General features: G+C 69.8%; 27 protein-coding genes. 21 read left to right on the top strand and 6 right to left on the bottom strand.

Annotation, left to right across the window (positions count from 1 at the left end):
* Positions 1–1,194 (bottom strand): aspartate kinase, encoded by a 1,194-nt coding sequence (locus OWM54_RS35235; protein WP_223784108.1) that lies wholly within the window; start codon positions 1,192–1,194, stop codon positions 1–3.
* A gap of 227 nt (positions 1,195–1,421) precedes the next feature.
* Between OWM54_RS35235 and OWM54_RS35230 the strand changes: the two genes are divergently transcribed.
* The 7 genes from OWM54_RS35230 to OWM54_RS35200 all read left to right on the top strand — a co-directional run bounded on the left by OWM54_RS35230 (position 1,422) and on the right by OWM54_RS35200 (position 9,072).
* Positions 1,422–2,144, top strand: a complete 723-nt coding sequence (locus OWM54_RS35230; RefSeq protein ID WP_267701194.1) for an ABC transporter ATP-binding protein — start codon at positions 1,422–1,424, stop codon at positions 2,142–2,144.
* Between the two features lie 42 nt (positions 2,145–2,186).
* The gene (locus OWM54_RS35225; protein WP_223784107.1) at positions 2,187–2,993 is read left to right on the top strand and encodes an ABC transporter permease; all 807 of its coding nucleotides are present in this window, start codon (positions 2,187–2,189) and stop codon (positions 2,991–2,993) included.
* Between the two features lie 36 nt (positions 2,994–3,029).
* On the top strand, positions 3,030–4,589 hold the full coding sequence (locus OWM54_RS35220) for a GldG family protein (RefSeq protein WP_223745722.1): 1,560 nt from the start codon (positions 3,030–3,032) through the stop codon (positions 4,587–4,589).
* Positions 4,586–6,046 (top strand): DUF4340 domain-containing protein, encoded by a 1,461-nt coding sequence (locus tag OWM54_RS35215; RefSeq protein WP_267700266.1) that lies wholly within the window; start codon positions 4,586–4,588, stop codon positions 6,044–6,046. The genes OWM54_RS35220 and OWM54_RS35215 overlap by 4 nt, the downstream gene beginning before the upstream one ends.
* A gap of 216 nt (positions 6,047–6,262) precedes the next feature.
* Positions 6,263–7,339, top strand: a complete 1,077-nt coding sequence (gene hppD, locus OWM54_RS35210) for a 4-hydroxyphenylpyruvate dioxygenase (RefSeq protein ID WP_223745720.1) — start codon at positions 6,263–6,265, stop codon at positions 7,337–7,339.
* A gap of 30 nt (positions 7,340–7,369) precedes the next feature.
* Complete coding sequence (hmgA, locus tag OWM54_RS35205) at positions 7,370–8,707, top strand: homogentisate 1,2-dioxygenase (RefSeq protein WP_267700265.1); 1,338 nt, start codon at positions 7,370–7,372, stop codon at positions 8,705–8,707.
* Positions 8,704–9,072 carry a Rieske (2Fe-2S) protein gene (locus tag OWM54_RS35200; protein ID WP_223745718.1) on the top strand — a complete coding sequence of 123 codons (369 nt, stop codon included), beginning with the start codon at positions 8,704–8,706 and terminating at the stop codon, positions 9,070–9,072. Before hmgA ends, OWM54_RS35200 begins: the two co-directional genes overlap by 4 nt.
* A 9-nt stretch (positions 9,073–9,081) precedes the next feature.
* Here OWM54_RS35200 and OWM54_RS35195 read toward each other — a convergent pair whose 3' ends face one another.
* The gene (locus OWM54_RS35195) at positions 9,082–9,786 is read right to left on the bottom strand and encodes a metallophosphoesterase family protein (RefSeq protein WP_046714952.1); all 705 of its coding nucleotides are present in this window, start codon (positions 9,784–9,786) and stop codon (positions 9,082–9,084) included.
* The gene (locus OWM54_RS35190; RefSeq protein ID WP_223745869.1) at positions 9,770–10,594 is read right to left on the bottom strand and encodes a nucleotidyltransferase; all 825 of its coding nucleotides are present in this window, start codon (positions 10,592–10,594) and stop codon (positions 9,770–9,772) included. Before OWM54_RS35190 ends, OWM54_RS35195 begins: the two co-directional genes overlap by 17 nt.
* Positions 10,595–10,840: 246 nt before the next feature.
* On the opposite strand from OWM54_RS35190, the gene OWM54_RS35185 reads away from it, so the two are divergent.
* The 9 genes from OWM54_RS35185 (at position 10,841) to rpoZ (ending at position 19,867) form a co-directional block, all read left to right on the top strand.
* Positions 10,841–11,827, top strand: coding sequence for a hypothetical protein (locus OWM54_RS35185; RefSeq protein WP_223745717.1), 987 nt, complete (start codon positions 10,841–10,843; stop codon positions 11,825–11,827).
* Between the two features lie 25 nt (positions 11,828–11,852).
* Positions 11,853–12,395: an RNA polymerase sigma factor gene (locus OWM54_RS35180; RefSeq protein WP_223745716.1), complete on the top strand. Its 543-nt coding sequence runs from the start codon at positions 11,853–11,855 to the stop codon at positions 12,393–12,395.
* Positions 12,392–13,162, top strand: coding sequence for an ACP synthase (locus OWM54_RS35175; RefSeq protein ID WP_267700264.1), 771 nt, complete (start codon positions 12,392–12,394; stop codon positions 13,160–13,162). The genes OWM54_RS35180 and OWM54_RS35175 overlap by 4 nt, the downstream gene beginning before the upstream one ends.
* Positions 13,159–14,760 (top strand): caspase family protein, encoded by a 1,602-nt coding sequence (locus OWM54_RS35170; RefSeq protein ID WP_267700263.1) that lies wholly within the window; start codon positions 13,159–13,161, stop codon positions 14,758–14,760. Before OWM54_RS35175 ends, OWM54_RS35170 begins: the two co-directional genes overlap by 4 nt.
* A gap of 11 nt (positions 14,761–14,771) precedes the next feature.
* Positions 14,772–15,734: a hypothetical protein gene (locus OWM54_RS35165; RefSeq protein ID WP_267700262.1), complete on the top strand. Its 963-nt coding sequence runs from the start codon at positions 14,772–14,774 to the stop codon at positions 15,732–15,734.
* A gap of 74 nt (positions 15,735–15,808) precedes the next feature.
* The gene (locus OWM54_RS35160) at positions 15,809–17,434 is read left to right on the top strand and encodes an AmpG family muropeptide MFS transporter (protein WP_267700261.1); all 1,626 of its coding nucleotides are present in this window, start codon (positions 15,809–15,811) and stop codon (positions 17,432–17,434) included.
* 91 nt (positions 17,435–17,525) lie between these two features.
* Positions 17,526–19,163: a phosphoglucomutase (alpha-D-glucose-1,6-bisphosphate-dependent) gene (pgm, locus tag OWM54_RS35155; RefSeq protein WP_141325497.1), complete on the top strand. Its 1,638-nt coding sequence runs from the start codon at positions 17,526–17,528 to the stop codon at positions 19,161–19,163.
* Positions 19,160–19,510, top strand: coding sequence for a DoxX family protein (locus OWM54_RS35150; protein WP_267700260.1), 351 nt, complete (start codon positions 19,160–19,162; stop codon positions 19,508–19,510). Before pgm ends, OWM54_RS35150 begins: the two co-directional genes overlap by 4 nt.
* A gap of 120 nt (positions 19,511–19,630) precedes the next feature.
* The gene (gene rpoZ, locus OWM54_RS35145; RefSeq protein ID WP_141325494.1) at positions 19,631–19,867 is read left to right on the top strand and encodes a DNA-directed RNA polymerase subunit omega; all 237 of its coding nucleotides are present in this window, start codon (positions 19,631–19,633) and stop codon (positions 19,865–19,867) included.
* 12 nt (positions 19,868–19,879) lie between these two features.
* Here rpoZ and OWM54_RS35140 read toward each other — a convergent pair whose 3' ends face one another.
* The 3 genes from OWM54_RS35140 to OWM54_RS35130 are packed head-to-tail and all read right to left on the bottom strand — an operon-like array spanning position 19,880 to position 21,664.
* Positions 19,880–20,359 carry an NUDIX hydrolase gene (locus OWM54_RS35140; RefSeq protein ID WP_223745711.1) on the bottom strand — a complete coding sequence of 160 codons (480 nt, stop codon included), beginning with the start codon at positions 20,357–20,359 and terminating at the stop codon, positions 19,880–19,882.
* A gap of 45 nt (positions 20,360–20,404) precedes the next feature.
* Complete coding sequence (locus OWM54_RS35135) at positions 20,405–21,046, bottom strand: hypothetical protein (RefSeq protein ID WP_046714961.1); 642 nt, start codon at positions 21,044–21,046, stop codon at positions 20,405–20,407.
* 18 nt (positions 21,047–21,064) lie between these two features.
* On the bottom strand, positions 21,065–21,664 hold the full coding sequence (locus OWM54_RS35130) for a hypothetical protein (protein ID WP_223745710.1): 600 nt from the start codon (positions 21,662–21,664) through the stop codon (positions 21,065–21,067).
* Between the two features lie 415 nt (positions 21,665–22,079).
* Here OWM54_RS35130 and groES point away from each other — a divergent pair, with 415 nt between their 5' ends.
* The 5 genes from groES to OWM54_RS35105 all read left to right on the top strand — a co-directional run bounded on the left by groES (position 22,080) and on the right by OWM54_RS35105 (position 26,961).
* The gene (gene groES, locus OWM54_RS35125) at positions 22,080–22,370 is read left to right on the top strand and encodes a co-chaperone GroES (RefSeq protein WP_013941457.1); all 291 of its coding nucleotides are present in this window, start codon (positions 22,080–22,082) and stop codon (positions 22,368–22,370) included.
* Between the two features lie 36 nt (positions 22,371–22,406).
* Positions 22,407–24,050, top strand: a complete 1,644-nt coding sequence (gene groL, locus OWM54_RS35120) for a chaperonin GroEL (protein ID WP_223745709.1) — start codon at positions 22,407–22,409, stop codon at positions 24,048–24,050.
* 148 nt (positions 24,051–24,198) lie between these two features.
* Positions 24,199–24,456, top strand: a complete 258-nt coding sequence (gene grxC / locus OWM54_RS35115; RefSeq protein ID WP_141325484.1) for a glutaredoxin 3 — start codon at positions 24,199–24,201, stop codon at positions 24,454–24,456.
* Between the two features lie 100 nt (positions 24,457–24,556).
* Positions 24,557–24,973 (top strand): hypothetical protein, encoded by a 417-nt coding sequence (locus tag OWM54_RS35110; RefSeq protein ID WP_267700258.1) that lies wholly within the window; start codon positions 24,557–24,559, stop codon positions 24,971–24,973.
* Between the two features lie 602 nt (positions 24,974–25,575).
* Positions 25,576–26,961, top strand: coding sequence for a sigma 54-dependent Fis family transcriptional regulator (locus OWM54_RS35105; protein ID WP_046718241.1), 1,386 nt, complete (start codon positions 25,576–25,578; stop codon positions 26,959–26,961).
* The last annotated feature ends 37 nt before the right edge of the window (positions 26,962–26,998 follow it).

Genomic DNA, 26,998 nt, shown 5'->3' with positions numbered 1-26,998 from the left:
CTACGCGCCGAGCAGCTCGCGGTGCAGCCGCGCCGTCAGCGGCTTCAGGTGCGGCTTGTCCACCAGGAGCGTGAGCTGGAGCGGAGACGTGTGAGCGGCATGCACCTTCGCGCCCAGCTCCTCCGCCGCCGCCAGCGACTGACGCAAGGGCGCCCAGTCCGCGTTGAGGCCCACGCCCACGCACGTGACGGTGCCCAGCTCCTCGCGCCACGTCACCGCCGCGCCGAAGCGCGTGGCCAGCTCCTTGCGCAGCGCCTCCGGCCCGTGGATGTCCGCCAGCGGCACCAGCAGGTACGCGTGCCCGGCGCCCCCAGTCAGCCCGTCGTACCCGAGCGAGCGGCCTCGCACACCCCGGGCGTCCAGGAACTCCAGGAGCTCCGCCAGCGGCACCTCGGCGCCCGCCGCGAGCACCGCCAGCTCCGCGTCCGCGGTGACGCCCTTGATGCGACTGTCCGAAGGCGCGGTCAGCTCACGCACCACCGTGCCGCTGCCCTCCGCGTGCGCCGTGCGCGCGAGGATGGCGATGCCGCGCGACTTTGCCCACTCCACCGCCTGCGCGTTGAGCACCTTCGCGCCCGCGCTCGCCAGCTCCTGCATCTCGTCGTAGCTCAGCGACTCCAGCTTGCGGGCGTCCGGCACCACGCGCGGGTCCGCGCTGAAGATGCCATCCACGTCCGAGTAGATCTCACACGCCTCCGCCTCCAGCGCCGCGGCCAGCGCCACCGCCGTCGTGTCCGAGCCGCCACGCCCCAGCGTGGTGACCTCCTTCTTGTAGGACACGCCCTGGTAGCCGGCGACGATGACCACCTTGCCCCGCGCCAGCTCGTCGTGGATGCGGTAGGGCCGCACCTCCACGATTCGCGCCTGCGCGTGCGCGTCCGTCGTGATGATGCCGCTCTGGCTGCCCGTGAAGCTGATGGCCGGCACCTCCATCTCCTGGAGCGCCATGGACAGCAGCGCCATGGAGATGCGCTCGCCGCACGTCAGCAGCATGTCCAGCTCCCGCCGCGCGGGGTCCGGGGACACCTGCTTGGCCAGCGCCAGCAGCTCGTCCGTGGTGTCGCCCATGGCGCTCACCACCACCACCACCTGGTACCCGGCGTCGCGCTTGTCCTTCACCCGGCGCGCCACCTTGCGAATCTTCTCCACGTCGGCCACCGACGAGCCGCCGTACTTCTGGACCACGATAGGCATGAGCGTCTCACTACCCTTCTTGGGCGTGTCCGGGGAACCACACCGGAGTGGAGTCTTGCAGGAGCCCGGCCAGCGAAGGGAAGCACCCAGGCCGCTCGCCGGGCGTCGCCTTGACACCCCGAAGACCCCTCCTATAGTCGGCGGCGGTTCTGCCCGGGCCGTCCGAGACACACCTCCACGGCCGGCGGCCCAGGTCGAGCACGTCTTCCTGGAGCCTCCCCATGGCGATGATCGAGGTGCAGCACCTCACCAAGCGGTATCGCGACCGCGTGGCCATCGACGACCTCACCTTCAGCGTCGAAGAGGGCGAAATCCTCGGCTTCCTCGGGCCCAACGGCGCGGGCAAGTCCACCACGATGAAGATCCTCACCGGCTTCCTCCCCGCGTCGGAGGGAGTGGCCCGGGTGGGTGGCTTCGACGTCCACCGGCATCCGCTCGAGGTGAAGCGCCGCATCGGCTACCTTCCGGAGACGCCGCCGCTCTACCCGGAGATGACCGTGGAGAGCTACCTGCGCTTCGTCGCCTCGCTCAAGCGCCTGCCCTCGCGTGAGCAGAAGACCGAGGTGGAGCGCGTGGCCGCCCTCACCGGCGTCACCCATGTGTTGGGCCGCGTCCTCGCGAACCTGTCCAAGGGCTACAAGCAGCGCACCGGCATCGCCCAGGCGCTGCTCGGCTCGCCGCCGGTGCTCATCCTCGACGAGCCGACCGAAGGGCTCGACCCCGCCCAGCGCGCCGAGGTGCGCGCGCTCATCAAGAGCCTCGCGGGCAAGCACACCGTCATCCTCTCCACGCACATCCTCCCGGAGGTGACGATGACGTGCGAGAAGGTCCTCATCCTCAACCAGGGGCGCATCGCCGCCTACGACGACCTCCGCAAGCTGGCCGGAACCCAAGGCACCGCCGAGAGCGCGTCGCTGGAAGAAGTCTTCATCAAGCTGACCGCCGCCTGAGCTCGCGCCTTTCGTCCCCCTTCCAAGGAAACCCGTCGGCCCATGCGCATCGCCCTGGCCATCGCTCGCAAGGAGCTGTCCCTCTACTTCACCACCCCGTGGGCTTATGGCGTCTTCACGGCGATGGTGGCGCTCTCGTCCTTCTTCTTCGTGGGCCTGCTGGAGCGCTTCCAGCAGGTGCAGGAGATGGCGCGGCGCACGAACTGGTCCCAGCTGCCCGAGGACTTCACCGCGTACCGAAACCTCACCGACGGCGTCGTCGTCCAGCTGTGGGGCATCGTCATCATCATCACCCTGTTCGTCGCCCCCTTCCTCTCCATGCGCCTGTTCGCGGAGGAGAAGCGCAACAAGACCCTCGAGCTGCTGATGACCGCGCCGGTGCGCCCCATCGAAATCGTGCTGGGCAAGTACCTGGGCGGAGTCGGCATCATCTGCGCCACGCTGGGCCTCACGCTCGTCTTCCCGGTGGTGCTCTCCGCGTTCGGCAAGGCGGACTCCGGCACCGCGCTGGAGTGGTCCACGGTGATGCTGGGCTACGGCGGCATCCTCCTGTGGGGCGCGACGTGCATGGCGGTGGGCATGTTCATCTCCGCGCTGACGGAGAGCCAGATGCTCGCGGCCTTCCTCACCTTCGCGGTGCTGCTGCCGTGGATGCTGCTGTCCGGCGTGGCGCAGGGGGCCGAGGAGCCGGCGCGCTCGGTGCTGATGCACCTGTCCTTCGACGCGCAGCTGCAGAACCTGCTCAAGGGCATCCTGGACGTGAAGAGCTTCGTCTTCTTCGCCTCCGTCATCGTCTTCTCGCTGGTGCTCACGCACCGCACCGTGGAAGCGCGACGCTGGGTCTCGTGACGTGGCCCGCCCTCACGTGAAAGGCAACCCCCGGACATGAACGCGACCCTCATCGGCAGGTACCTGGGCGCCTTCGGGCTGCTGCTCCTCGTCTCCAGCCCCTTCACCCTCTTCATCACCTCCGGCAGCCTCATCGCCTCGGGGGTGAAGGCGGGCGTGGGCCTGGCGCTCGTCGGCGTGTACCTGGCCACGAACCTGAAGCAGTTCGGCCAGCTCGCCACGCGCAAGTCGAGCACCTTCTTCATCACCTCCGTCCTCACCGTGCTCGGCGTCCTGGGCGCGCTGGTGGGCATCAACTACGTGGCCCATCAGCAGGCGCCGCAGTGGGACTTGACGAAGGAGCGCATCCACACGCTGGCGCCGCAGACCATCGCCACCCTGGGCACGATGCCGGAGAAGGTGAAGGCCATCGGCTTCCTGCCCCCAACGCACGAGTCCTACGCGCTGCTGGAGACGCTCTTCCAGCGCTACCACGCGGAGGCGCCGGCGAAGTTCGAGTACGAGTTCCGGGACCCGCGCCGCTCTCCCGAGATGGCCTCGAAGTACCAGCTCAAGGAAGGTCAGGCGAGCGTGGTGCTGGCACGCGGCGAGTCGCACACGACGCTCGCCGCCGTGTCCGAGCAGGACCTCACCAACGCGCTCATCAAGCTGGGCGCGGTGGGCACCCAGCGCGTCTACTTCATCACCGGGCACGGCGAGTGGCCTCTCGACAAGGATGAAGCCGCGCCCTCGGACCCGGGCGGCTCGCTGTCGGAGCTGCGCCGGCAGCTGCTCCAGGAAGGCTACGCCGCGGAGGCCATGTACCTGGTGGGCACCACGGACATCCCCCGCGATGCCTCGCTCGTCGTCATCGCGGGAGCCCGCGTGCCGTACACGCAGCCGGAGGTGGCCGTGCTGCGCAAGTACCTCGCGAGCGGTGGACGGCTCGTCTACTTCACCGACGCGGGGCTCGTGGATGGACTGGGCGAGCTGCTCGCCGAGCACGGCATCCTGGTGGACGAGGGAATCGCCGCGGATGCGCAGTTCAACAGCGGCAACCCGTACGTCGTGCAGTCCCCCTTCTACAGCACCCACGCCATCGTCGCGCCGCTCAAGCAGCGGGGCCTGAACGTGGAGCTGCCCACGCCGCGCAGCCTCACCGTGCTGCGCGAGGGCATGGCCGAGGGCGTGCGCGTGGAGCCGCTGGTGCACACCTCACAGCACGGCTGGGTGGAGACGAAGCCCGACGAGAACGCGGTGCCGTCGGATGGAGAGAAGACGGGCCAGCTCACGCTCGCGGCCGCCATCGTCCGCGACACGAAGGACGCCGCCGACAAGCGCTTCGACGAGGCGCGGCTCGTGGTGGTGGGCGACTCGGAGCTGCTGTTGGACCCGAACTGGGGCCACGAGCCCAACCGCAACCTGGTGATGAACACGCTGGGCTGGGCCTCCAACCAGGTGACCAAGGTGACGATGCGACCTCCGGACCGGGAGGTGTCGACGCTGGAGCTGGATACAGACGCGATGGACCACATCCGCTTCATCTCCACCGACCTGATTCCCCTCTCCATGATGGGCCTGGGACTGGCCATCTGGCTGACGCGGCGGAACAAGTGAGCGCCTCCCGCGGAGGGTTCGTCGCGCTGCTCGTCCTCGGCACCGGAGCGCTGCCCGCGTGCAAGGAGTCCGGGCCGCGCGAGCCACGTGAGCAAGCCGTGGCGGAGCAGCTCTTCGCGCCTCCGACAGGGACGACGACGGGCAAGGACGCGGCGCCCGTGTTCACCCGCATCACCGTTCGCGCGCAAGGTGACACCACCGAGCTGGAGCGTGGGCCGGACGGTTCGTGGCGAATCGTCGCGCCCGTGCGGGCCCGCGCGGAGCCGGCGGCCGTGGAGGCCCTGCTCGAGACCCTGGAGCGCTCGAAGTCGAGCACCCTGGTGGCCGAGGTGCCCACCGACGCGGACCTGAAGAAGTACGGGCTCGACTCGCCCGTGTTCACCGTGACGGCGCAGGCCCAGGTGTCGGGCTCGCCGCACGCGGTGACGCTGCATGGCGGCGTCGAGAACACGTTCGATGGCTCCGTGTACGTGCGCCGCGAAGGAGACCCCAAGGTGTACGCGGCGCAAGGCTCCGTGCGCTGGAGCCTGGACAAGGACACCTTCGCGCTGCGCTCGAAGGAGCTGCTCGGCGAGCTGGAGGTCACCGCGCTTGCGGGCATCGAGGTCCGCGCTCGGACGCACACCTACGTGCTGGAGCATGAGAAGGGCACCTCGCGCTGGCGGCTGACGAAGCCCGTCTCCGAGCGCGCGGACGAGGCCCGGGTGTCCGCGCTGCTCAAGGCGCTGAAGGAGCACCGCGCGCTCTCCTTCCCCAAGGACACACCGGAGACTCGCAAGAAGCTCGGCCTGGAGGCGCCGCTGGTGGACGCGCGCTTCACGCGGACCTCGGGCGACACCGTGCGCATCCGGATGGCGCAGGTGATGGAGGACGGAGCACCTCGCTTCCACGCGCTGCGGGAGCAGGGCTTCGTCGCGACGCTGGCCGAGGTGCCCGAGGGCGCGCTCGACGTTCTGGACGTGGACGTGCTCGAGCTGAAGGACAAGCACGTGCTGAGCTTCCGCCGCGAGGACGTGCGGCGCGTGGTGTTCCACCCGGGCGGCGGCGCGCCCGCCATCACCCTGGTCAACGTGGCCGAGGGTGACGGAGGCACGGAGTCCTGGCAGGTGGAGTCGCCCGTGAAGGGCAAGGCCCAGCACTTCCGCGTCGTGTCGCTGCTGCGCGCGCTGGGCGCCATCAAGGCCACGAGCTTCGGTGAGGCGAAACCCCGGAGCTGGGCGAAGTACGGCATCGACGACGCCTCGCGCGGAGCGGTGCTGCTGGGCGCCCAGGGCCAGGAGCTGGCGCGACTGTGGCTGGGCACCGAAGTCCCGGAGTCCTCCGAGCTGCGCTACGCCCGAGGCTCCGGCCCCGAGGTGATGGAGGTCTCCGTCGAGGGCCTCGCCCTGCCCCAGCGGGCCGAGGACCTGATGGACGCCGCGCCCGCAGCGGAGCCCGCCAACGCACGCGGCCCGTGAGGGCGCACACGGCCGCATCGTGACAATCCACTACATCGGAAAGGTGACGCGACGCGCCGCCGGATTTGACGCGCGCCTCGTGCACATTCGCGTGGACCTTCCCTCGGGAGATGGTGCGGTCCGCTGACATTCTCTGGCAGTTCTTTGTGCTTTCCTCATCCTCCGCCCCTCCCTACCTTTTGGTCACACTCGTAGATGATGTTCGGAGGCAGTGTCATGGCGACCACGGCGGAAAACCCGATTGGGCTGAATGGCTTTGAGTTCGTGGAGTTCACGAGCCCCGCGCCCGAGGCGATGGTGGCGCTGGTGGAGAAGCTGGGCTTCACGGCCTACGCCAGGCACCCGACCAAGGCGCTGGTCCGCTACAAGCAGGGCGACATCAACCTGCTCATCAACCAGGAGCCCACGGGTCAGGCCGCCGAGTTCCGCGCCGCGCACGGCCCGTCCGCCAACGCCATGGCGTTCCGCGTGGCCAACGCCCGCGCCGCGTACGAGCTGGCGCTGGAGCGTGGCGCCGTCGCCGCGGACCCCGCCACCAGCTCCCTGGGCGAGGGCTTCTATGTGCTCCAGGGCATCGGTGGCAGCCTGCTGTATCTCATCGACCGTCACGGCGCGGCCGGCACCCTCTACGACTCCTGGGTGCAGATTCCCGGCGCCGCCGAGTCCGAGGCGAAGAACAGCGTGGGCCTGGAGTCGCTGGACCACCTGACGCACAACGTGCGCCGGGGCCAGATGCGCACCTGGTCGACCTTCTACAACCGCATCTTCGGCTTCACCGAGCAGAAGTACTTCGACATCAAGGGCCAGGCCACGGGCCTGTTCAGCCAGGCGATGATCGCCCCGGACCGCGCCATCCGGATTCCGCTCAACGAGAGCCAGGACGAGAAGTCGCAGATCGAGGAGTTCCTGCGCGAGTACAACGGCGAGGGCATCCAGCACCTGGCCCTGTCCACCCAGGACATCTACGGCACCGTCGAGCGGCTGCGCGCGCGCGGCGTGGACCTGCAGGACACGCTGGAGGCCTACTACGACCTGGTCGACAAGCGCGTGCCCAACCACGGTGAGGACCTGGAGCGGATGCGCAAGAACCGCATCCTCATCGACGGCAACGAGCAGGAGGGCCTGCTGCTGCAGATCTTCACCAACAACCTCTTCGGCCCCATCTTCTTCGAGATCATCCAGCGCAAGGGCAACGAGGGCTTCGGCAACGGCAACTTCCAGGCCCTGTTCGAGTCCATCGAGCTGGACCAGATCCGCCGCGGCGTCATCAAGGTGGAGAAGTCCCGGAAGTAGCTCCCGGCCCGACTCCGGAGGAACTTCACGGTGAGCCTCGAGAATCGAACCGCGGTACCTCCGAAGAGCGGGCTCCGAAAGGCGCCCGGCGACTACCTCTCCGGATTCGGCAACGAAGTGGCGACGGAGGCCGTCTCCGGCGCGCTGCCCGTGGGACGCAACTCTCCGCAGAAGGTCCCCTTCGGACTGTACGCGGAGCAGCTGTCCGGCACGGCCTTCACGGTGGCGCGCCGGGAGAACAAGCGCTCCTGGCTGTACCGCCTGCGTCCGAGCGCCAACCATCCCGCGTATCAACCCCACCCCCAGGGGCTGGTGCGCGGCGGTCCCTTCGACGAGGTGCCGCCCTCGCCCAACCGCATGCGCTGGAGCCCCCAGCCCGTGCCCACGGAGCCCACGGACTTCGTCGAGGGCCTCATCACCTACGCCGGCAACGGCGACACGGCCACGAGCTGCGGCATCTCCATCCACCTGTACCGCGCCAACCGGTCCATGACCGACAAGGTGTTCTACAGCGCGGACGGAGAGCTGCTCCTCGTCCCGCAGGCGGGGCGGCTGACGCTGGTGACGGAGCTGGGCGTGCTGGAGCTGCGCCCGGGTGAAGTCGCCGTCGTGCCGCGCGGCGTGCGCTTCCGCGCGGAGCTGCCGGACGGCCCCGTCGCCGGCTACATCTGCGAGAACCACGGCGCGCTCTTCCGGCTGCCGGACCTGGGCCCCATCGGCTCCAACGGCCTGGCCAACGCGCGCGACTTCCTCACGCCGGTGGCCGCCTTCGAGGACGTGGACCGTCCGACGCTGGTGGTGCAGAAGTACCAGGGCCGGCTGTGGGCGTCGCGGTTCGACCACTCACCGCTCGACGTGGTGGCGTGGCACGGCAACCTGGCGCCGTACAAGTACGACCTGGCGCGCTTCAACACCATCGGCACGGTGAGCTACGACCACCCGGACCCGTCCATCTTCACGGTGCTGACGTCGCCCAGCGAGTCGCCCGGCACGGCCAACTGCGACTTCGTCATCTTCCCGCCGCGCTGGATGGTGGCCGACGACACGTTCCGGCCGCCCTGGTTCCACCGCAACGTGATGAGCGAGTTCATGGGGCTCGTGCAGGGCGTGTACGACGCCAAGGCCGGCGGCTTCGCTCCGGGCGGCGCATCGCTGCACAACTGCATGAGCGGGCACGGTCCGGACCGCGCCAGCTACGAGCAGGCCATCAAGGCGGAGCTCAAGCCGCACAAGATTCAAGACACGATGGCGTTCATGTTCGAGTCGCGCTGGGTCATCCGCCCCACGCGCTTCGCCATGGAGACGTCGTCCATGCAGCTCGACTACGACGACTGCTGGGCGGGCTTCGAGAAGGCCCGTCTGCCTTGAGCCTTCCGACCCGGCAGCGCGTCTGGACGACGCCTCCTGATGTCACGCTGTGCCCGGTGGACTCCCTCTCGGACCCGGGCGCGCGCAACTTCGTCCTCCAGATAGAGGAGGCCTTCTTCCACGGCTTCCTCGTGCGCCACAACGGCCAGGTCCACGGCTTCGTGGACCGGTGTCCTCACGCGGGCCTGCCGCTGGCGCGCGTGCTGGACCAGTACCTGACGCCGGACAAGCAGCACCTGGTCTGCGGCTGGCACGGCGCGCTCTTCCGCCCCGACGACGGCAGGTGCGTGGGAGGCCCGTGCAACGGCGCCTCCCTGACGCCCTGGCCCGTGAAGGTGGAGGACGGCATGGTCGTCACCACCTGAGCGGCGGCGCTACACCTCCAGCAGCACGTAGCGCTGGTCCGGCGTGTGCTTCGTGAGCAGGGGCATGGCGACGTTGAAGACGGGGATGCCGCTCTTGGTCTTCCCCTGCAGCGAGCCGTGGTGCGCGTGTCCGTGGAAGACCGCCTCCGCGCCATAGTGGTCGATGGGCATCGCCAGACGGCTGGTGCCCAGGAAGGGGCGGATCTCGATGTTCTCCCCCTCCAGCGTCTCCGGAATCGGGGCGTAGTGCATGATGATGACCTTGCGTGGCGTGTCCAGGTGGCTCAGCGCCGCCTCCAGCTTGAGCGACTCCGTCACCGCCTCCTGCACGAAGGCCTTGGTCTGCCCCTCACCGAAGGCCTGCAGCGTCGCGTTGCCGTAGCCGCCGCCGAAGCCCTTCACCCCGGCCACGCCGAGCACCTTCTCGAAGATGTAGTGGTCCCCGTCGAGGATGTGCACACCGGCCTTGGCCAGCTCCGCGCAGATGTCCTTCACGTGGCCCTGCTCGTAGTCGTGGTTGCCGAGCACCGCCGCGCACGGCACGCGCAGCGCCGAGAGGTCCTCGGCGAGCACCTTGCCCTCCTCCACCATGCCGCGGTCCGTGAGGTCCCCGCACAGCACCAGCAGGTCCGCCGTCGCGTTCACCTGCTTGACGAGGTGCCGGAACCGGCCGTGCTGGTCCTCACGACAGTGAAGGTCACCGACCGCCGCCAATCGAACCTTCGAGCTCGGATCCCTCGCCACGCTCGCCCCCCAGTCGTCGTTCGCTCTCGTCCCAGGCCCGCCCGTCCCCGAACCCCCAGTGGTGGATGTCCACGTGGTAGTTCACCTTGGAGACGAGGTTGCCCCGACACAGCTTCTGCTCCCAGCCGCCGTCGCGCATGCTGTCCAGCGTGCGCCGCATCAGCTCCGCCATCACCCAGTCGGGGATGAGGTCCCGCTCGGAGGGATAGGCGAAGCGGAACATCATGAGGTGGCTGAGCAGCACCTCCCAGTACCGGTCGAAGCGGCGCATCAGCCGCTCCCAGTCCATCTGCTTGCCCGCCTTGAGGATGAGGTGGTTGACGTCCGCGCCGTCGAAGCGCTCGCGCTCGGCGACGAACGCCTTGGACCAGATCATCTCCTCGGCGGGCGCGACCAGGCACTCGTGTCCGAAGATGGTGGAGGTCCGCGCGTGCTCGAACCACCCGTCGTCCACCACCGCCACACCGTTGCCGGACGAGAAGATGAAGTCGACGAAGTACTCCCCCTTGAAGGCCTTGTAGAGCCACACCTCGTCGGTGCGCTCGGTGCGCCAGCCGTCCTTCCCCAGGACCTCCAGCGCACGCGCCGCGTCCGCCTTGCGGGGGAACAGGTCCAGGTCCTTCGTGTCCCGATAGATGCCGGTGTAGGTGGCGTATGCATACGCGCCGCCCACCACGAAGGGCACCCCCGCCTCACGCAGCAGCCCCACGGCCCGCGCTCGCGCGTTGAGCTCGTCCGAGGTGCGCTCGCGCTCGGCCAACGCCGCGTCGGTGCCCATCTCGCCAGGATGGTTGGGGTGTCGTTTTTCCATGGGCGAAAGGTAGGGACGCTGCATTTCCATCGTCCGAAAGCCGCCCGAAGTCGCCCGAGGAGCAGCCAGGCGGCCTTCAACCCCCTGGAATCACGGAGGCTTTCAAGGTCCGCCGGACGCCTTTTCTGTTTTCCGACGGGGCTGTGTCCATAGGAGCGAACACGCTGCCGCACGGCCCGCCGGGGGCCATCCGAACAGGAAGGAAGAAGGACCATGCTGCGCAAGAGCCTGCTGTGTGCCGCCCTGATGCTGGTGGGTTGTGACTCCGACAAGAAGCAGGACGTGGAGTCGTTCCGCCAGGGAGTGCCCTCCAAGCAGATGGTGGAGGTGTCGTCGCCGGGACCGACGGGCGACGGGCAGGGCAAGACGTCCGCGTACTACGGCGAGGGTCAGCTGTCGGGGAACTACCTCCTCACCGCCACCGCCGCAGTGAGCATCAACGCCGCCACGCTGAGCGTGCTCGGGCTGGTGGCGGAGATCGTCAAGCACCCGCCCTCCTCCATCGACGGGGACATCGCCGTGTGGGGCCCGCACACCGGCCCCCTGGACCCCCTCACGTGGAAGCTGACCGTCAAGCACACCGGAGGCGACACGTACTCGTGGGTGCTGGATGCCAAGGGCCGGCTGGAGCCGGACTCGGGCTTCAAGACGGTGCTGTCCGGCTCGCACACGGCGGGCGTGGATGGGGATGGCGAGCGGCTGTCGGGCTACGGCTCCGGCCAGTTCCTCATCGACTTCGAGAAGGAGCGCGCGCTGCCCGGCAACGAGGCGGGCGAGCAGCCCCTGGCCACGCTGGAGGTCCGCTACTCGCGCACCGGGCCGAACGCGACGGCGTCGGTGGAGGCGGACTTCGACTACACCAACACGGGCGACCTGGTGACGAGCGCGAAGTATCGCTTCAAGCAGGCCCCGGGCTCCGGCGGTGAGCTGGACTTCGTGTCGCAGCAGGACATCGACGCGGACCCGACGCGCGCGAAGCTGGAGCGGCTGGCCATCAAGAGCCGCTGGGAGCGCGACGGGTCTGGCCGCTCGGACATCAAGCTGTCGGGCGGGGACCTCTTCGGCGAGGCCACCGTCAACGAGTGCTGGGACCCGGGGCACATGAGCACCTACTACGCGGCCAGCTACAACCCGGTCATCGGCTACGGGGCGGTGAGCGCCTGTGGCGGGTTCAGCACCGCGGTCTACTCCTCGTTGTGAGGCGGCTCGCGCTAGTCTGGGGTGCGTGACAGCTCCGCGCCAGCCGGCCCTCCGGGTCATCCAAGGCGGTCCCCTCCCGGACCGGCGTGACTTCCTGCGCGAGCTGTACACGCGGTACGGCGGCAGCGTGATGGGACGCTGCCGCTATCTGTTGAAGGACGCGGCGAAGGCGGAGGACGCGATGCATGACGTCTTCGCGCGCGCCCTGGCCCACGCGGAGGACTTCCGCGCGGACGCCTCGCCGCTGACGTGGTTGATGAAGATCGCCACCCACCACTGCCTCAACCAGCTGCGCTCGGAGCGCGCGGGCTGGAGGCAGTGGTTCGAGCGCGACGCCGCCGCGCGCTCGGAGGGACACGGCGGGGACGGTGAGCTGGAGACGCGGGACCTGGTGCGCCGGCTGCTGTCGAAGGTGGATGAGGAGACGCAGGCGGCGGTGGTCCACTACCACGTGGACGGGATGACCTTGGAAGAGGTGGCCGCGATGCTGGGGCGCTCGGTGCCCACCATCCGCAAGCGGCTGGAGCGCTTCGCCGAGCTGGGCGGAGAGGAGCTGAGGGTTCGATGAGCGCGCACGAGTCGGAGTGGACACTGCGGCGCCTGAGGGCCGGCGAGCTGGCCTCCCCCGAGGCCCATCGCGTCCGGGCCCACGCGGCCGGCTGCGTCACCTGCGGCGCCGTGCTGAAGGGGCTCGAGGAGCACCAGGCGCGCTTCGAGGCGGAGCACCCCTTCGAGCGCTTCGAGGCGGGCGTCGAGCGGGCCCTGGAGCGCCAGCAACAACAGCGGGCCCCGCGCCCTCCCCCCCGGCGCTGGGTGCCCGCGACGGTGGCCCTGGCCGCGTCGCTGCTGGTGGTGGTGCTCGCGAAGCCGCTGCTGGAACAAGGCCCGGAGTGGAACCGGCGCAAGGGTGGCGGCGACGCAGCGGAGCTGCGCATCGGCGGCGGCACGGGCCCGCAGCGCGAGGCACGGCCGGACAGGCCCGAGGCGCTGGAGCCCGGCGAGCGGGTGATGCTGGGCTACAAGGCGGGCGCGCACCGGTACATGGCCGCCGTGTCCGTGGATGCCATCGGCGAGGTGACGGCGCTGCATCCGGAGTCCGGCGCCAGCGTGGCGGTGGAGCCCGGCGCGGAGGTGCACTGGCTGGAGGGGAGCTGGGAGTTCACCGGCTCGGGCGTCGAGCGCGTGGTGCTGGTGCTGGGTGACGAGCCCTTCGCGGTGGAGTCGCTGGTGGAGGCGACGCGGCGCGCGTTCGCGGCGGCGGGCGGCGAGGTGGAGCGGATGGCGCCGCTGGACGTGAAGGGCGCGCAGACGCACTGGGTGCTGCTCAAGCCATGAGCCCACCCCTCTTCCCATTCGGGCGGGCCCTGGGCCTGGTGCTCGCGCTCACCGTGGCCTCGGCGGCGCACGCGGACAGCCTGCGCCGCTTCGCGCTGATTGCCGGCAACGACGAGGGCGGCGACGAGACGCGGCCCCTGCGCTTCGCCCGCGACGACGCGCGCAAGATGCACGGGCTGCTGGCGCGGCTGGGCGGCGTGGCTCCCGGCGACGCGAAGCTCCTGCTCAACGAGACGTCGAAGGACTTCCTCGCGGCGCTCACGGACCTGGAGGCGCGCGCGAAGGCCGCCCAGGAGCGGGGCGAGCGCACGGCGCTGCTCGTCTACTACTCCGGCCACGCGAAGGACGGCACGCTGCGGCTGGGCAACACGCGCCTGGGCTTCGATGACTTGAAGCGCCGGCTGTCGAGCGCGCCCGCGGACATCCGCATCGCGATTCTCGACTCGTGCCGCTCCGGCGCGATGACGCGCACCAAGGGCGCGCGGCGGGCCCCGGCCTTCGAAATCGAGTCCGGCGCGTCGCGCGACGCGCGGGGCCTGGTCATCCTCACCTCGAGCGCGGCGGACGAGGACTCGCAGGAGTCGGACGCGCTGGGCGGCAGCTACTTCTCCCACCACCTGGCGAGCGGCCTGTTGGGCGACGCGGACCGCAGCGGTGATGGGCGGGTGACGCTGTTCGAGGCGTACTCGCATGCGTACGCGCGCACGGTGGCGGACACCGCGGCGAGCAGCGGCGGCGCGCAGCACCCCACGTTCAGCTACGACCTGGCGGGCAACGGGGACCTGGTGCTCACGGACCTGCGCGCGGGTGGCGACGGGCTGGTGGTGCCGCGGGTGGCGCCTCCGGGCATGTACTACTTCGTGGACCCGGCCGGGCTGGTGGTGGCGGAGCTGGACAAGACGGACGGCGTGGAGCGCCGCGTGGCCCTGGCGCCCGGCACGTACCGCGTGAAGCGCCGGCTCCCGGACAAGCTGCGCATCGGCGAGGTGCAGGTGTCGCGCGGACAGCCCGTGGTGCTGGAGGAGTCGCGCTTGAGGGACGCGCCCTTCTCCGACGACCCGGTGAAGGGCGTGAGCCTGGACGGTGGCGCGTGGTGGACGTTGGGCCTGTCCGGCGCGGTGCAGTCCTACTTCGACGCGCCCACGCGCCAGTCGCTGTTCCTCTCGGTGGGCCTGCTGGGCGCGGAGGCGCAGCTGCACGACTACTTCCGACGCGACTGGGTGTGGGGCGTGGACGTGGCGGTGGGGCGCAAGCAGGCGCTGTTGGACCTGCCCACGTTGAGTGGCCCCGCGTACCGGTACTCAGTGACGAGCCTGGGCACGACGCTCGCGTCCGAGTGGCCCCAGGGACGCGTGACCCCCTTCGTCGGCGCGCGCATGGCGTACCTCGTGATGCGGCGCGACTTCGAGGAGGCCGCGTATCCGGACCAGAAGTTCGCGATGTTCTCGCCGGGGCTCGTCGCGGGGTTGCGCTGGCAGCCCTTGCGACGCCTGCACGTGACGGGGCGTGCCCGGCTCCACTACCTGCTCTACACCGTGGACGAGCAACGCTCCCTGGGCTTCTGGGAGCTGGGCGCGCTCCTCACCTACCGGCCATGAAGGAGCGTTCGATGCGATACCTGACGCCCATCTGCCTGTGTCTGGCCCTGGCCGCGTGCGGCGGCGACTTCTCCAACGACGACCTGGAGTTCCAGAACGCCATCCCCCGGCGCGAGGACCTGATGGCGAAGGTGCTCGGGCAGGAGCAGGCGAAGACCCGGGCCCTGCGCGTGGCGTCCAAGGTCCACGCCCTGCGACTGGGGAGGCTGGGAGAGGTCTCCGGCATCGTCGGCGACACGTCCGAGACGGGCCGCGACTTCAACGACTCGGTCGGCAACATGCTGCAGGCCATCGAGAACATCCGGACCCAGCCGGCGACCTCCCGCGGCCCCAACCGTCGGGTCTGGGGGCCGTTCCCGGGCAGGAACGACATGAAGTTCGACACGCGCTTCGTGATGACGCGTGAGGGGGGGCGCTTCGACTACCACCTCCAGCTTCGCGACGTCGGCGAGGGCGAGGGCGACTGGTGGAGCTTCCTCTCCGGGCAGTTCGAGGCGACCGGGGGCGTGCGCCGGGGGACGGGCGGCCTCATCCTGGACCTGAAGCGCTCCCGCGAGGAGGGGTACCTGGGCGTGGACGTCATCGACCGGCAGGAGATCCACTACCAGACGCAGACGTTCCCCACGCGGGTGGAGCTGGTCTGGACCTTCGCGGACACCACCCGGCCCCTGCCCTCGCGCTACGTGTACCGGGAGGGCGAGGGCGGCGTGGCGGAGATGACCTTCGAGCTGGCCCAGACGGACTTCGTGCTCGGGGGGTTGAAGGAGGACATGGCGCTCACCACGCGCTGGGCGCCGGACGGCCGGGGCCTGGGCGCGGTGGAGATATTGCGCGGCGACATCCCGGGCGCGAAGTACACCGAGTGCTGGGATGCCCAGGGGAAGGTGACGTTCATCTCCCGCTCCTGGGACATCTTCAATCCGACGGAGGGCGTGCGAGCCTCCTGCCCGGACCTGTCGGCGCTGGACCGGTGACCGGCCAACCCTCCGAGCGCAGGAGCGCGGGACGGCCTGGGCCCCGCACGCGGCTGGTATAGAGTCCGCCGCCTATGAGCGAGCAGGGCGGCAAGAGTGGGGAGAAGCGACCGGGGACGTGGGCCAGCCTGGCTCGGGCCATGGCGTCCTGGCGGACGGCCTCCGTCACCCTGCTCTCGTTCTCCTCGGGTCTGCCGCTGGGCCTGGTGTGGATCGCCATCCCGGACTGGCTGCGCAGCATCGGCGTGGACATCCGCGTGGTGGGCCTCATCACGCTGGCGCAGGCGCCCTGGTCCTTCAAGTTCATCTGGTCGCCGCTGATGGACCGCTACGTGCCGCCCTTCTGGGGACGGCGGCGGGGCTGGATGGCGGTGGCGCAGGTGGCGCTGTTCGCCACGACGCTGGCGCTCGCGGGGCTGGGAGAACATCCCGAGGCCGCGTGGGTGGTGGGCGCGCTGGCCATGGCGGTGGCCTTCGCGTCCGCGACGCAGGACATCGCCATCGACGCGTACGCGGTGGAGGTCTTGCGCAAGGAGGAGCAGGGCGTGGCGGTGGGCGCGCGCGTGGCGCTGTACCGCGCGGCGATGTTCATCGCGGGCTCGGCGGCGATCACCCTCGCGGGCCGCGTGTCGTGGAAGTGGGTGGTCATCGGGCTGGCGACGCTGTACCTGCCCATGCTCATCATCACCCGCTTCGCGCCGGAGCCCGAGGAGCGGCTCACCCCGCCCAAGTCCCTCAAGGACGCCGTCTGGTATCCGTTCGTGGGCTTCCTGTCGCGGCACCGCGCGCTGGAAATCCTCGCCTTCGTCTTCCTCTACAAGCTGGCCGACAACCTCGGCGGCACGCTCTTGCGCCCGTTCCTGGTGGACATGGGCTACAGCGACCTGCACCGCGGCGTGGCGCTCGGGACGATTGGCCTGTTCGGCACCATCCTGGGCACGCTGGTGGGCGGCGCATGGACGACGGTGCTGGGGCTGGGCCGCGCGCTGTGGGTGTTCGGCGTCATCCAGATTGTCTCCAACATCGGCTACGTGCTCGTGGCCCGCGCGGGCGCGCCCAACGTGTGGCTGATGTACAGCGCCATCGGCTTCGAGCAGGTGACACAAGGCCTGGGCACGGGCGCCTTCTCCGTGCTGCTGATGCGGCTGACGCAGAAGCGCTTCTCCGCCACGCAGTTCGCGCTGCTCTCCAGCCTGTTCTCCATTCCGCGCGTGGTGGCGGGCCCCATCGCCGGGTTCCTCGTGTACTCCATCGGCTGGGAGCCCTTCTTCTGGTTCACCATGGTGGGCGGCATTCCCGGCCTGCTGCTGCTCGCGCGCTTCGTGCCGCTGGGCGTGAGGGACCCGGACTTCGACGTGCAGAGCCGCCCGACCACGCGCGCCGTGAGCCGGCCGATGATGGTGGGCAGCGCGGCGCTCGCGGCCGTGGTGGGCATGGGCCTGGGACTGGTGACGACGGCGCTGCTCACCGCGGTGCAGAACCTGCGCAAGACGCCCCAGGCGGGCTTCGACTTCGCCACGCCCTTCGGCGCGCTGTTCCAGCCGGCGGGTGTCACCGACTGGGTGACGCTGGCGAGCATCATCGTCTTCGGGTTGACGGTGGGCCTGCTCACCGCCGCCGTGCTCGCCGCGCGCTCCGGGGCCTTCTACCTGCCCGAGCAGGAGGCGCCGCCCTCCCCCTCCGGCGCGCCCAGCCCGTAACGAGAGCCCGGGCGGGTCTCGGTCCACCCGAGGACAGCTCGTCGAGAAGGCTGAGCAAACTGTCGGGCCGCGCGCCTATGGTGCGGCCGACATGGCCCATCCTCTCGCCGGAAAGCTCCCGCCCGAAGACCTCCTCATCGACCCCGAGAAGCTGCGCGCGCGCTACTACGCGGAGAAGCCCGACGTGGGCGTCCCCGAGCAGCGCGTGGCCTTCGGCACCTCGGGACACCGTGGCTCGTCGGCTCGCACCAGCTTCAACGAGGCGCACATCGTCGCGGTGACGCAGGCGCTCTGCGAGTACCGCCAGCAGCAGGGCATCGACGGCCCGCTGTACCTGGGCATGGACACCCACGCGCTCTCCGCCCCCGCGCAACAGACGGCGCTGGAGGTGCTGGCCGCCAACGGCGTGCAGGTGCGCTTCACCGACGGCGCCACGCCCACGCCGGTCATCTCCCACGCCATCCTCACGTTCAACAAGGGGCGCACCACGGGGCTCGCCGACGGCATCGTCATCACCCCGTCCCACAACCCGCCCGAGGACGGCGGCATCAAGTACAACCCGCCCAACGGCGGCCCCGCGGACACGAACGTCACCGCGCTCATCGAGCGCCGCGCCAACGCGCTGCTGGGCGAGGACAACCGCGGCGTCCAGCGCACGCCGTACGAGCGGGCGCGCACGGCGCCCACCGTGAAGCCGCACGACTTCATCACGCCGTACGTCGAGGACCTGGGCTCCGTCGTCGACATGGAGGCCATCCAGGGCGCGAAGCTGAAGATTGGCGCGGACCCGCTCGGCGGCTCCAACGTGGCGTACTGGGAGCCCATCGCCACGCGCTACGGGCTGAATCTGACGGTGGTGAACCCCACCGTGGACCCGACGTTCCGGTTCATGCCGGTGGACCACGACGGCAAGATTCGAATGGACTGCTCGTCGCCGTACGCCATGGCCAACCTGGTGAAGCTCAAGGACCAGTATGACCTGGCCTTCGGCAACGACGCGGACTCGGACCGGCACGGCATCGTCACGCGCTCGCTGGGGCTGATGAACCCCAACCACTACCTGGCGGTGGCCATCCACTACCTGTTCCAGAACCGCCCCGGCTGGAAGGCCGGCACCGCGGTGGGCAAGACGCTGGTGTCCAGCGGGCTCATCGACCGGGTGGCGCAAAGCCTCCACCGCCGCGTCGTCGAGGTGCCGGTGGGCTTCAAGTGGTTCGTGGACGGGCTGCTCGCGGGCACGCTGGGCTTCGGCGGCGAGGAGAGCGCGGGCGCGTCCTTCCTGCGCCGCGACGGCACGGTGTGGACCACGGACAAGGACGGCATGCTGCTGGACCTGCTCGCGGTGGAGATATTGGCGCGCACCGGCAAGGACCCGGGCGAGCACTACCAGGACCTGGCCGCGCGCTTCGGCACGCCCTACTACGCGCGCATCGACCAGGCGGCCACGCCCGCGCAGAAGGCGGTGCTCAAGAAGCTCTCCCCGGACGCGGTGAAGGCGCAGAGCCTGGCCGGCGAGCCCATCCTCCAGCGCCTCACCCGCGCGCCCGGCAACGACGCGGACATCGGCGGACTCAAGGTCGTGGCCCAGAACGGCTGGTTCGCCGCGCGGCCCTCGGGCACCGAGGACGTGTACAAGATCTACGCGGAGAGCTTCCGCGACGAGGCCCACCTGAACGCCATCCTCGAGGAGGCCCGCGCCATCGTCGCCCAGGCCTTCGCCGGAGCGTGAAGACCGTCCTGATGTACGTGCTGGCCCTCTTCATGGTGGCCGGCGGCATCAACCACTTCGTCCATCCGCGCGCCTACGTGCGGATGATGCCGCCGTACCTGCCCTGGCACGGCCCGCTCGTCTTCTGGAGCGGGGTGGCGGAGGTGCTCTTGGGGGTGGGGCTGCTCATCCCCGCCACCCGGGTGGTGTCCGCATGGGGGCTCATCGCGCTGTTCATCGCCGTCTTCCCCGCCAACGTCCAGATGGCGCGCGAGCCGGAGCGCTTCCGGAAGATTCCCAAGGCCGTCCTCTGGGCGAGGCTCCCCTTGCAGGGCGTCCTCATCCTCTGGGCCTGGTGGTACACCTGATCCACGAAGCGCCTGTCCGCCCGGCGGCCCTGGGGGTACGTCCTTCCTTGACTCCCCCCGGGGTGCTCTTTAGGTTTCAGTGTTCTCAGGTAGCCCCACCGAAATTCCGAAGGACGTTCCATGGCTCGCGTCACAGTCGAAGACTGCCTCCCCCTCGTCGACAACCGGTTCGCGCTGGTGCTGCTCGGTGCGAAGCGCGCGCGTCAGCTGATGGCCGGCGCCCGCCCCATCATCGAGCAGTCCAAGAACAAGCCCCCCGTGCTGTCGCTGCGCGAGGTGGCCACCGGCCGCGTGAAGTTCGACCGTGACGTGCGCGAGGCGCTGTCCGGCAAGTACACGGCCGACACCGCCAAGTAGTCCGCCGTCCCTCTAGGTTCCCTTCCCCTCGGGCCCCACGGCCGGGGAAGGGGCCTCGGGCAACAGGCCCTGGGCGCGCATCCACCGCACGGCGCGCGCGGCCACGGCCTTCTCGCCCTTGTAGCCGAGCAGGGGCACCAGCTGTCCCACCGGCACCCATCTCACCTCGTCCACCTCCACGCGCGGCCCCGGCAGCGGCCCCAGCGCGCCTTCCTGGTAACGGAAGAGGAAGAAGTGGACGCGCTTGAAGATGCGCTGACCCCGGAACTGGTAGACGTAGCGGATCTCCCCCAGCGGCGCGATGAGCGCGGCGGTGAGGCCCGTCTCCTCGTGCACCTCGCGGCTCGCCGTCTGCTCCGGCGTCTCGCCCGGGTCCACGTGCCCCTTGGGCAGCGCCCACAGGGGACGGCCATGCGGACGGATGACGACCACCTCCCAGGTGCCGTCACTCTCCCGGATGACAATCCCGCCTGCGGACGCCTCGCGTGGCATGCCCACCTACCCTAACCGATGGCGGCGGGACATGGGGGCCCGGACTCAGCCTCCGTGGGCGAAGTGGCTCAGCTTCGCCTCCGCCCCCAGCCGGTAGGCGTACCGCAGGTCCGACAGGAGCCGCTCCAGCCGCCGTCCGGCCACGTGCGTCATCATCCGCGAGCAGAACCGCCGGGACAGCCGGTTGGCCTCCTCGTAGCGCCAGCGCTCCTGGGAGGACAGCCTGTCGCGGTAGGACACCCGGTCGAACAGCCGGGTGAGCAGCTCCTGCGCCCAGGCCCCCACGCCCTCGCCCCAGCGGTGCAGGAGGCACACGGCGAACTTGTCCACCTCCGCCTGGGCCTCCAGCTCCAAGAGCGACACCGTGCGCCCGTGCGCCGCGGTGTGGGCCATGTAGAGGAAGTGGCTGACGCCCTCGGCCACCTGGCAGTAGCCGGCCAGGTCCCCGTCCAGCACGTACCCCAGCGGCCCGGCCTCGTAGGGCTTGAGCCGGTCCAGGAGCGCCGGGGACAGGTACAGCGCCAGCTCCAGCGCGTCGTCGGCTTCGTGGACCAGCAGCTCCTCGTCGCTGCGGCCGGTGGCGCCCAGCCGGGCGGCGGCCTCCGTGTCCACCACGAAGGTCTCCGCCCGTGCCTCGCACGTGAAGCCGTAGATGGCCTCCAGGTGGTCCTGAACGCGGCCAATCATGTGGCGACCTCCCTCGCGTCAGTTGGGGAGCTGGCCCTTGGGCGCCGGCATCATCCCCGCGTCCACCAGGACCCGCTCCAGCCGGTCGCTGCCCGTGCGCGCCCACGTCTCGTAGACCTTGAGCGCCCCGCTGGGCCCCGCCTGCACCATGCCCCGCGCGGCGATCTCCTCCAGGACCTCCGCCACCGCGCGGAACTTGTCGCGCAGCTCCCGGTACACCCCCGCGAAGCCCGCACGGGGCGACAGGTCCGCCACCTGGCCGTACGCGGTGCCGCCCATCTGGATGTAGTAGTCGGGGCCCACCACCCCGCCCTGCAGCGCGCCGGAGAAGAACCCCACGGTGTAGAGCGAGACGTCGCCCAGCCGCCGCAGCGTCTTGATGCGCGCCTCACGCTCCTGCTGGAGGGCCTGGTGGTAGAGCACCGCCAGGGGCTCCCGCGCGCGGCGGCCGTCCTCCTGGCGGTCGAACAGGTTGTCGGTGCTGGCGAACTCCGCCAGCAGGTTCACCAGGTAGAACTCCGTCACCTCTTCCAGCATCACCCGCTGCCGCGAGGTGACCTCGTCCAGGAGCGATTTGAAGAACTCCTTCAACGACAGGGACGCCACCAGTTGACTCATCGACACTCCCTTCCCCCCGCCCGGCCCGCGTGGCCTGCGGGAATAAGGGAACGGTAGCAATCGACCCTCCGCGTCGCAAAAGCGCCCGTCAATGATTCCAGGCACTTGCGCTAGCACTCGTGACGTCCGAGTGCCAATCCGAGCCGTGCGGGCATGGGGACGGGCTCTACCTGTCACGGACGCAACGGGAGGAGAAAAAGACAGCAATGCCGGGCAGTTGGCAGCTCACGGCCCGAGCGTCCCGCGTCGCTTGACGGGTCATCGTCCCTGGTTATTATCCGCCGCGCCTAGGCGTTAGCACTCGCGAGGTCGGAGTGCTAATGCCGCGGGTCGTCACGGCCCTTTTTCAACCCCCAGCGGCGCCCCAAGCCGCCCGGAGTCCCCGGACGGAGGGCGCCCCATCAAGGAGCAGACCATGAAGATTCGTCCCCTGCAGGATCGGCTCATCGTCAAGCGGGTCGCCGAGGAGAACAAGACCAAGGGCGGCCTCTTCATCCCGGACACGGCGAAGGAGAAGCCCCTCGAGGGCAAGGTCGTCGCGGTCGGCAACGGCAAGGTGCAGGAGGACGGCAAGGTGCGTCCCCTGGACATCAAGGCCGGCGACACCATCCTCTTCAGCAAGTACGCCGGGACCGAGATCAAGCTCGACGGCGAGGAGCACCTCATCCTCCGTGAGGAGGATGTGCTCGGCGTCATCGAGAAGTAATCCCGCCCCCACCCCTTCACTCAAGGAATCCCCATCATGGCGAAGGACCTGCTTTTCGACGTGCGCGCCCGCGAGGCCATCCTCCGTGGCGTCAACATCCTGGCCGACGCGGTCAAGGTGACCCTGGGCCCCAAGGGCCGCAACGTCGTCATCGAGAAGAGCTTCGGCTCGCCCACCATCACCAAGGACGGTGTGACGGTGGCGAAGGAAATCGAACTGGAGAACAAGTTCGAGAACATGGGCGCGCAGATGGTCAAGGAGGTCGCGTCCAAGACCTCCGACGTGGCCGGTGACGGCACCACGACGGCCACCGTGCTGGCGCAGGCCATCTTCCGCGAGGGCGCGAAGCTGGTGGCCGCGGGCCACAACCCGATGGACATCAAGCGCGGCATCGACAAGGCCGTGTCGGTCATCGTGGGCGAGCTGAAGAAGCTGGCCAAGCCGACGAAGGACAAGAAGGAGATCGCCCAGGTCGGCACCATCTCCGCCAACGGCGATGCCACCATCGGCCAGATCATCGCGGACGCGATGGAGAAGGTCGGCAAGGAGGGCGTCATCACGGTGGAGGAGGCCAAGGGCCTGGAGACCACGCTGGACGTGGTCGAGGGCATGCAGTTCGACCGCGGCTACCTCTCCCCGTACTTCGTGACGGACCCGGAGCGGATGGAGGCGGTGCTGAACGACGCGCTCATCCTCATCCACGAGAAGAAGATCTCCTCCATGAAGGACCTGCTCCCCATCCTGGAGCAGGTGGCGCGCGCGGGTAAGCCGCTGCTCATCATCGCCGAGGAGGTCGAGGGTGAGGCGCTGGCCACGCTGGTGGTCAACAAGATCCGCGGCGTGCTGAACGTGTGCGCGGTGAAGGCGCCGGGCTTCGGCGACCGCCGCAAGGCCATCCTCGAGGACATCGCCACCCTGACGGGCGGCCGGATGATCGCCGAGGACCTGGGCATCAAGCTGGACACCCTGGAGCTCAAGGACCTGGGCCGCGCCAAGCGCATCACCGTCGACAAGGACAACACCACCGTCGTCGACGGCGCGGGCAGCGAGCAGGAGATCAACGCGCGCGTGAAGCAGATCCGCGCGCAGATCGAGGAGACCACCAGCGACTACGACCGCGAGAAGCTCCAGGAGCGCCTGGCGAAGCTCGTGGGCGGCGTGGCCGTCATCAACGTCGGCGCGGCCACCGAGACGGAGATGAAGGAGAAGAAGGCCCGCGTGGAGGACGCGCTCAACGCGACCCGCGCGGCCGTCGAGGAGGGCGTGGTCCCCGGCGGCGGCGTGGCCTACATCCGGTGCCTCAAGGCGCTGGAGGGTCAGACGTTCGCCGAGGGTGAGAAGTTCGGCGTGGACATCATCCGCCGCGCCGTCGAGGAGCCCCTGCGCCAGATCGTCGGCAACGGCGGCCTCGAGGGCAGCGTCATCGTCAACAAGGTCAAGGAAGGCACGGGCGCGTTCGGCTTCAACGCCGCGACGGGCGCGTACGAGGACCTGCTGGCCGCGGGCGTCATCGACCCGGCCAAGGTGAGCCGCACGGCGCTGCAGAACTCCGCGTCCGTGGCCTCCCTGATGCTCACCACCGAGGCGATGGTGGCCGAGCGTCCGAAGGAGGAGAAGGACGCTCCCGCTGGCGCCGGTGGCATGGGCGGCATGGGCGGCATGGGCGGCATGGGGATGTGATGCCCCCACCCCGGCTCCGGCCGGGGTGACTGCTGTCGAAGACGGCCTCCGGTTCCTCTTCAGGGAGCCGGGGGCCGTCGTGCTTTCATGCCCCGGGTGGCGCGGGGCAGGCCACGCCCTTAGGTTTGGGAATGAAGGAGGAGACACCGTGAAGCCCGTGAAGATCTACACCACGAACTACTGTGGCTTTTGCGTCCGCGCGAAGGACCTGCTCAAGCGCAAGGGCGTTGACTTCCAGGAGCTGGACGTCACCGGAGACGACGACACGCGAGCCAGGCTCGTGGAGATGAGCGGCGGCCAGCGCACCGTGCCGCAAATCTTCATCGGCGACACGCACGTCGGCGGCTACTCGGACCTGGCCCAGCTCGACAAGGAAGGCAAGCTGGACCCCATGCTGCAAGCCTGACCGGGTGCGAGCAGGCGGGCGGGCGCCCCACCTGGGGCCGCCCACCGCCCCCGTGGCTAGCTTTCCCCCATGGCACACCACCCTTTCTCGGGAGGCGGACATGGCAGGTGAAGAGCGGCAGACGGGGACCCGGGACGCGCACTACAACGTCATCAGCACGCTGTACCACCTGCTCAAGGGCGCCTCGACGGCCGAGCAGTTCATCCGCGACGCCGAGCAGGCGGGCGACCCGGAGCTGGCGCAGTTCTTCCGCGACTGGCAGGACGAGCAGCGCCACCTGGCCGAGCGGGCGAAGAACCTGCTGGGCTCGCGCCTTTCGTCCGTGGAGAAGCCCGCCGCGGAGCCTGGCAAGAAGCGCGCGGCCGGCTCCAGCAAGTCCAGTGCTTCCAGCAAGACGCCGCGAGCCGGCGCTCCCGTGAATGCGGGCGTGAAGTCCGGAGGCAGCGCGTCCGACGACCTCGTCGACGAGCTGTCGAAGGAGTCCTTCCCGGCCAGCGACTCGCCGGCGACGTACTGAAGTGAAGCACGGCCTCGCGTGAGCACTGGATTCGCGCGAGGCGTTCGCATTGGATGCCGGCCGTGAGTTTCAGGAACGGCCCTTCCCTCCCCGGACGATGCGAGTCGGCGCGCCTGCCCATATGGCGGCGCGCCGGCCGTGCCGTGTCTTCCGGACGGGGCCCTCGGACCCACGACGTCGAGACCTCTCCTCCCGCAGGCCTTTCCGGGCACGCGCTGGACGAGGCCGCGCGCCGTGAGCCCGACGCGTCCTGGCGCGCGACCGGTGGTGAACGTGTCCTGGTGGACACTCACCGCCGACCCCTGACTGGAGCGTCTGTGGCTCCAGGCGCCGCCCCTCGACGCGTCCTCCCGAAGCCCACCCGCGAGGCCGCGCTCGCGCTGCACACGCGCGCGGAACCCTCCCTCGCCCTGAAGCGTCCCCCCTCGACGTTTCCCATTGTCCCGGGCCGCGATGCCCGGGTTTTCCTTCTCGCAGGAGGCGCGCTTACAGCTGCCTTCCGGGAAGAATCTTCCACTCTTGTTGCCCCCGCGAAGTGGGGGCGCGCAGACGGTGCGTCGGGCTTGCCCGCCCGGTCCCCTCGCACCTAAAGAGGACCCATGATGGAACCCAGGCCCGAGGTCACCCAGACCACCCAGACGGACAAGGACGAAGGCCGCACGACGCGCATCCCCATTCACGAGTGGACCGTGGAGGTGGTGTCGGGCCCCGACAAGGGAAAGAAGGTGACCACCCAGGATGGCCTGGTGCGCGTGGGCTCGGACCCCGCGAGCGACCTGGTGCTGACCGACACCACGGTGAGCCGCCGTCACCTGGAGGTGGAGCGCACGCCCCGGGGCCTCTTGCTGCGCGACACCGGCAGCCGCAACGGCACCTTCCTCGACGGCCGGCAGGTGCTCCAGGCGTACCTGGGGCGCGGCGACAAGGTGGAGCTGGGCAAGACGAAGCTCGCGGTGAAGGTGGCCGCCAAGCCCACGGAGGTGGAGCTGGCCGGGGCGGAGTCCTTCGGCGCGCTGGTGGGCACGTCGGAGAAGATGCGCTGGGTCTTCACCGAGCTGCGCCGCGTGGCGCGCGAGGACATGAGCCTGCTCATCGAGGGTGAGACGGGCACGGGCAAGGAGCTGGCGGCCAGGGCGGTGCACCAGCACTCGTCGCGGCGTCACGGCCCCTTCAAGGTCGTCGACTGCAACCTCATCTCCGAGGAGAAGGCGGAGCGCGAGCTGTTCGGCGGCCTGCGCGCGAGCGACCCGGAGGACAAGGAGGCCCGAGGCGTCTTCGAGGCCGCCCGCGGAGGCACGCTCTTCCTGGACGAGGTGGGCGAGCTGCCGCTGCTGGTGCAGGGCAAGCTCTTGCGCGTGCTGGACGCGCGCGAGGTGCCGTCGCTGGACGGGCAGCCGGTGCCGGTGGACGTGCGCGTCATCGCCTCCACGCACCGCAACCTGGAGGAGGACGTGCGCCAGGGCCGCTTCCGCGCGGACCTCTACTTCCGCCTGGCCGTGGCGCGCGTGCGGCTGCCGCCACTGCGCACGCGCCGGGAGGACTTGCCGTCGCTCGCGCAGGCCCTGTCCCAGACGCTGCGGGCCAGCGTGTCGCTCACGCCCCAGACGCTGGCGCTCTTCGAGGGCTATGACTGGCCGGGCAACGTGCGCGAGCTGCGCAACGTGCTCGAGCGCGGCGCGCTCATGGAGGAGACGGGCAACACCAGCTGGCTGGACTTTTTGGCCCAGCCCTCGCGCCGCCCGGACGGGCAGCCGCCTAGCACGCAGGTGGCCACGCTCGTCACCGGCATGCCGTACCACGAGGCCAAGGACCGGGTGCTGGCCGACTTCGAGCGTTTGTATTTCGCCGAGGTGATGCGCACGGTGGGCTTCGACATGAAGGCCGCCGAGCAGCGCACCGGGTTGTCGATGCAGAGCCTCTACCGCCTGCTCAAGAAGAACGGGCTTCGCCTCAAGGACCTCAAGAACGCCGAGGGCCTGGAGAAGTGAGTGCCCCCTCGCAGTCCTACCCCAGGGAGAACAACCG

Source organism: Myxococcus sp. MISCRS1 (genome assembly GCF_026626605.1).
GTDB lineage: Bacteria > Myxococcota > Myxococcia > Myxococcales > Myxococcaceae > Myxococcus > Myxococcus fulvus.
The sequence above is the reverse complement of the archived record's forward strand: the minus strand, read 5'-3'. Positions and strand labels throughout refer to the sequence as shown.

Bases quoted from the DNA above. Each gene is read 5' to 3' on its own strand.
- OWM54_RS35235 (WP_223784108.1), bottom strand. From the start codon at position 1,194: ATGCCTATCGTGGTCCAGAAGTACGGCGGCTCGTCGGTGGCCGACGTG.
- OWM54_RS35230 (WP_267701194.1), top strand. From the start codon at position 1,422: ATGATCGAGGTGCAGCACCTCACCAAGCGGTATCGCGACCGCGTGGCC.
- OWM54_RS35225 (WP_223784107.1), top strand. From the start codon at position 2,187: ATGCGCATCGCCCTGGCCATCGCTCGCAAGGAGCTGTCCCTCTACTTC.
- OWM54_RS35220 (WP_223745722.1), top strand. From the start codon at position 3,030: ATGAACGCGACCCTCATCGGCAGGTACCTGGGCGCCTTCGGGCTGCTG.
- hppD (WP_223745720.1), top strand. From the start codon at position 6,263: ATGGCGACCACGGCGGAAAACCCGATTGGGCTGAATGGCTTTGAGTTC.
- OWM54_RS35190 (WP_223745869.1), bottom strand. From the start codon at position 10,594: ATGGGCACCGACGCGGCGTTGGCCGAGCGCGAGCGCACCTCGGACGAG.
- OWM54_RS35185 (WP_223745717.1), top strand. From the start codon at position 10,841: ATGCTGCGCAAGAGCCTGCTGTGTGCCGCCCTGATGCTGGTGGGTTGT.
- OWM54_RS35175 (WP_267700264.1), top strand. From the start codon at position 12,392: ATGAGCGCGCACGAGTCGGAGTGGACACTGCGGCGCCTGAGGGCCGGC.
- OWM54_RS35170 (WP_267700263.1), top strand. From the start codon at position 13,159: ATGAGCCCACCCCTCTTCCCATTCGGGCGGGCCCTGGGCCTGGTGCTC.
- OWM54_RS35165 (WP_267700262.1), top strand. From the start codon at position 14,772: ATGCGATACCTGACGCCCATCTGCCTGTGTCTGGCCCTGGCCGCGTGC.
- OWM54_RS35160 (WP_267700261.1), top strand. From the start codon at position 15,809: ATGAGCGAGCAGGGCGGCAAGAGTGGGGAGAAGCGACCGGGGACGTGG.
- pgm (WP_141325497.1), top strand. From the start codon at position 17,526: ATGGCCCATCCTCTCGCCGGAAAGCTCCCGCCCGAAGACCTCCTCATC.
- rpoZ (WP_141325494.1), top strand. From the start codon at position 19,631: ATGGCTCGCGTCACAGTCGAAGACTGCCTCCCCCTCGTCGACAACCGG.
- OWM54_RS35140 (WP_223745711.1), bottom strand. From the start codon at position 20,359: ATGCCACGCGAGGCGTCCGCAGGCGGGATTGTCATCCGGGAGAGTGAC.
- OWM54_RS35135 (WP_046714961.1), bottom strand. From the start codon at position 21,046: ATGATTGGCCGCGTTCAGGACCACCTGGAGGCCATCTACGGCTTCACG.
- OWM54_RS35130 (WP_223745710.1), bottom strand. From the start codon at position 21,664: ATGAGTCAACTGGTGGCGTCCCTGTCGTTGAAGGAGTTCTTCAAATCG.
- groES (WP_013941457.1), top strand. From the start codon at position 22,080: ATGAAGATTCGTCCCCTGCAGGATCGGCTCATCGTCAAGCGGGTCGCC.
- groL (WP_223745709.1), top strand. From the start codon at position 22,407: ATGGCGAAGGACCTGCTTTTCGACGTGCGCGCCCGCGAGGCCATCCTC.
- OWM54_RS35110 (WP_267700258.1), top strand. From the start codon at position 24,557: ATGGCAGGTGAAGAGCGGCAGACGGGGACCCGGGACGCGCACTACAAC.
- OWM54_RS35105 (WP_046718241.1), top strand. From the start codon at position 25,576: ATGGAACCCAGGCCCGAGGTCACCCAGACCACCCAGACGGACAAGGAC.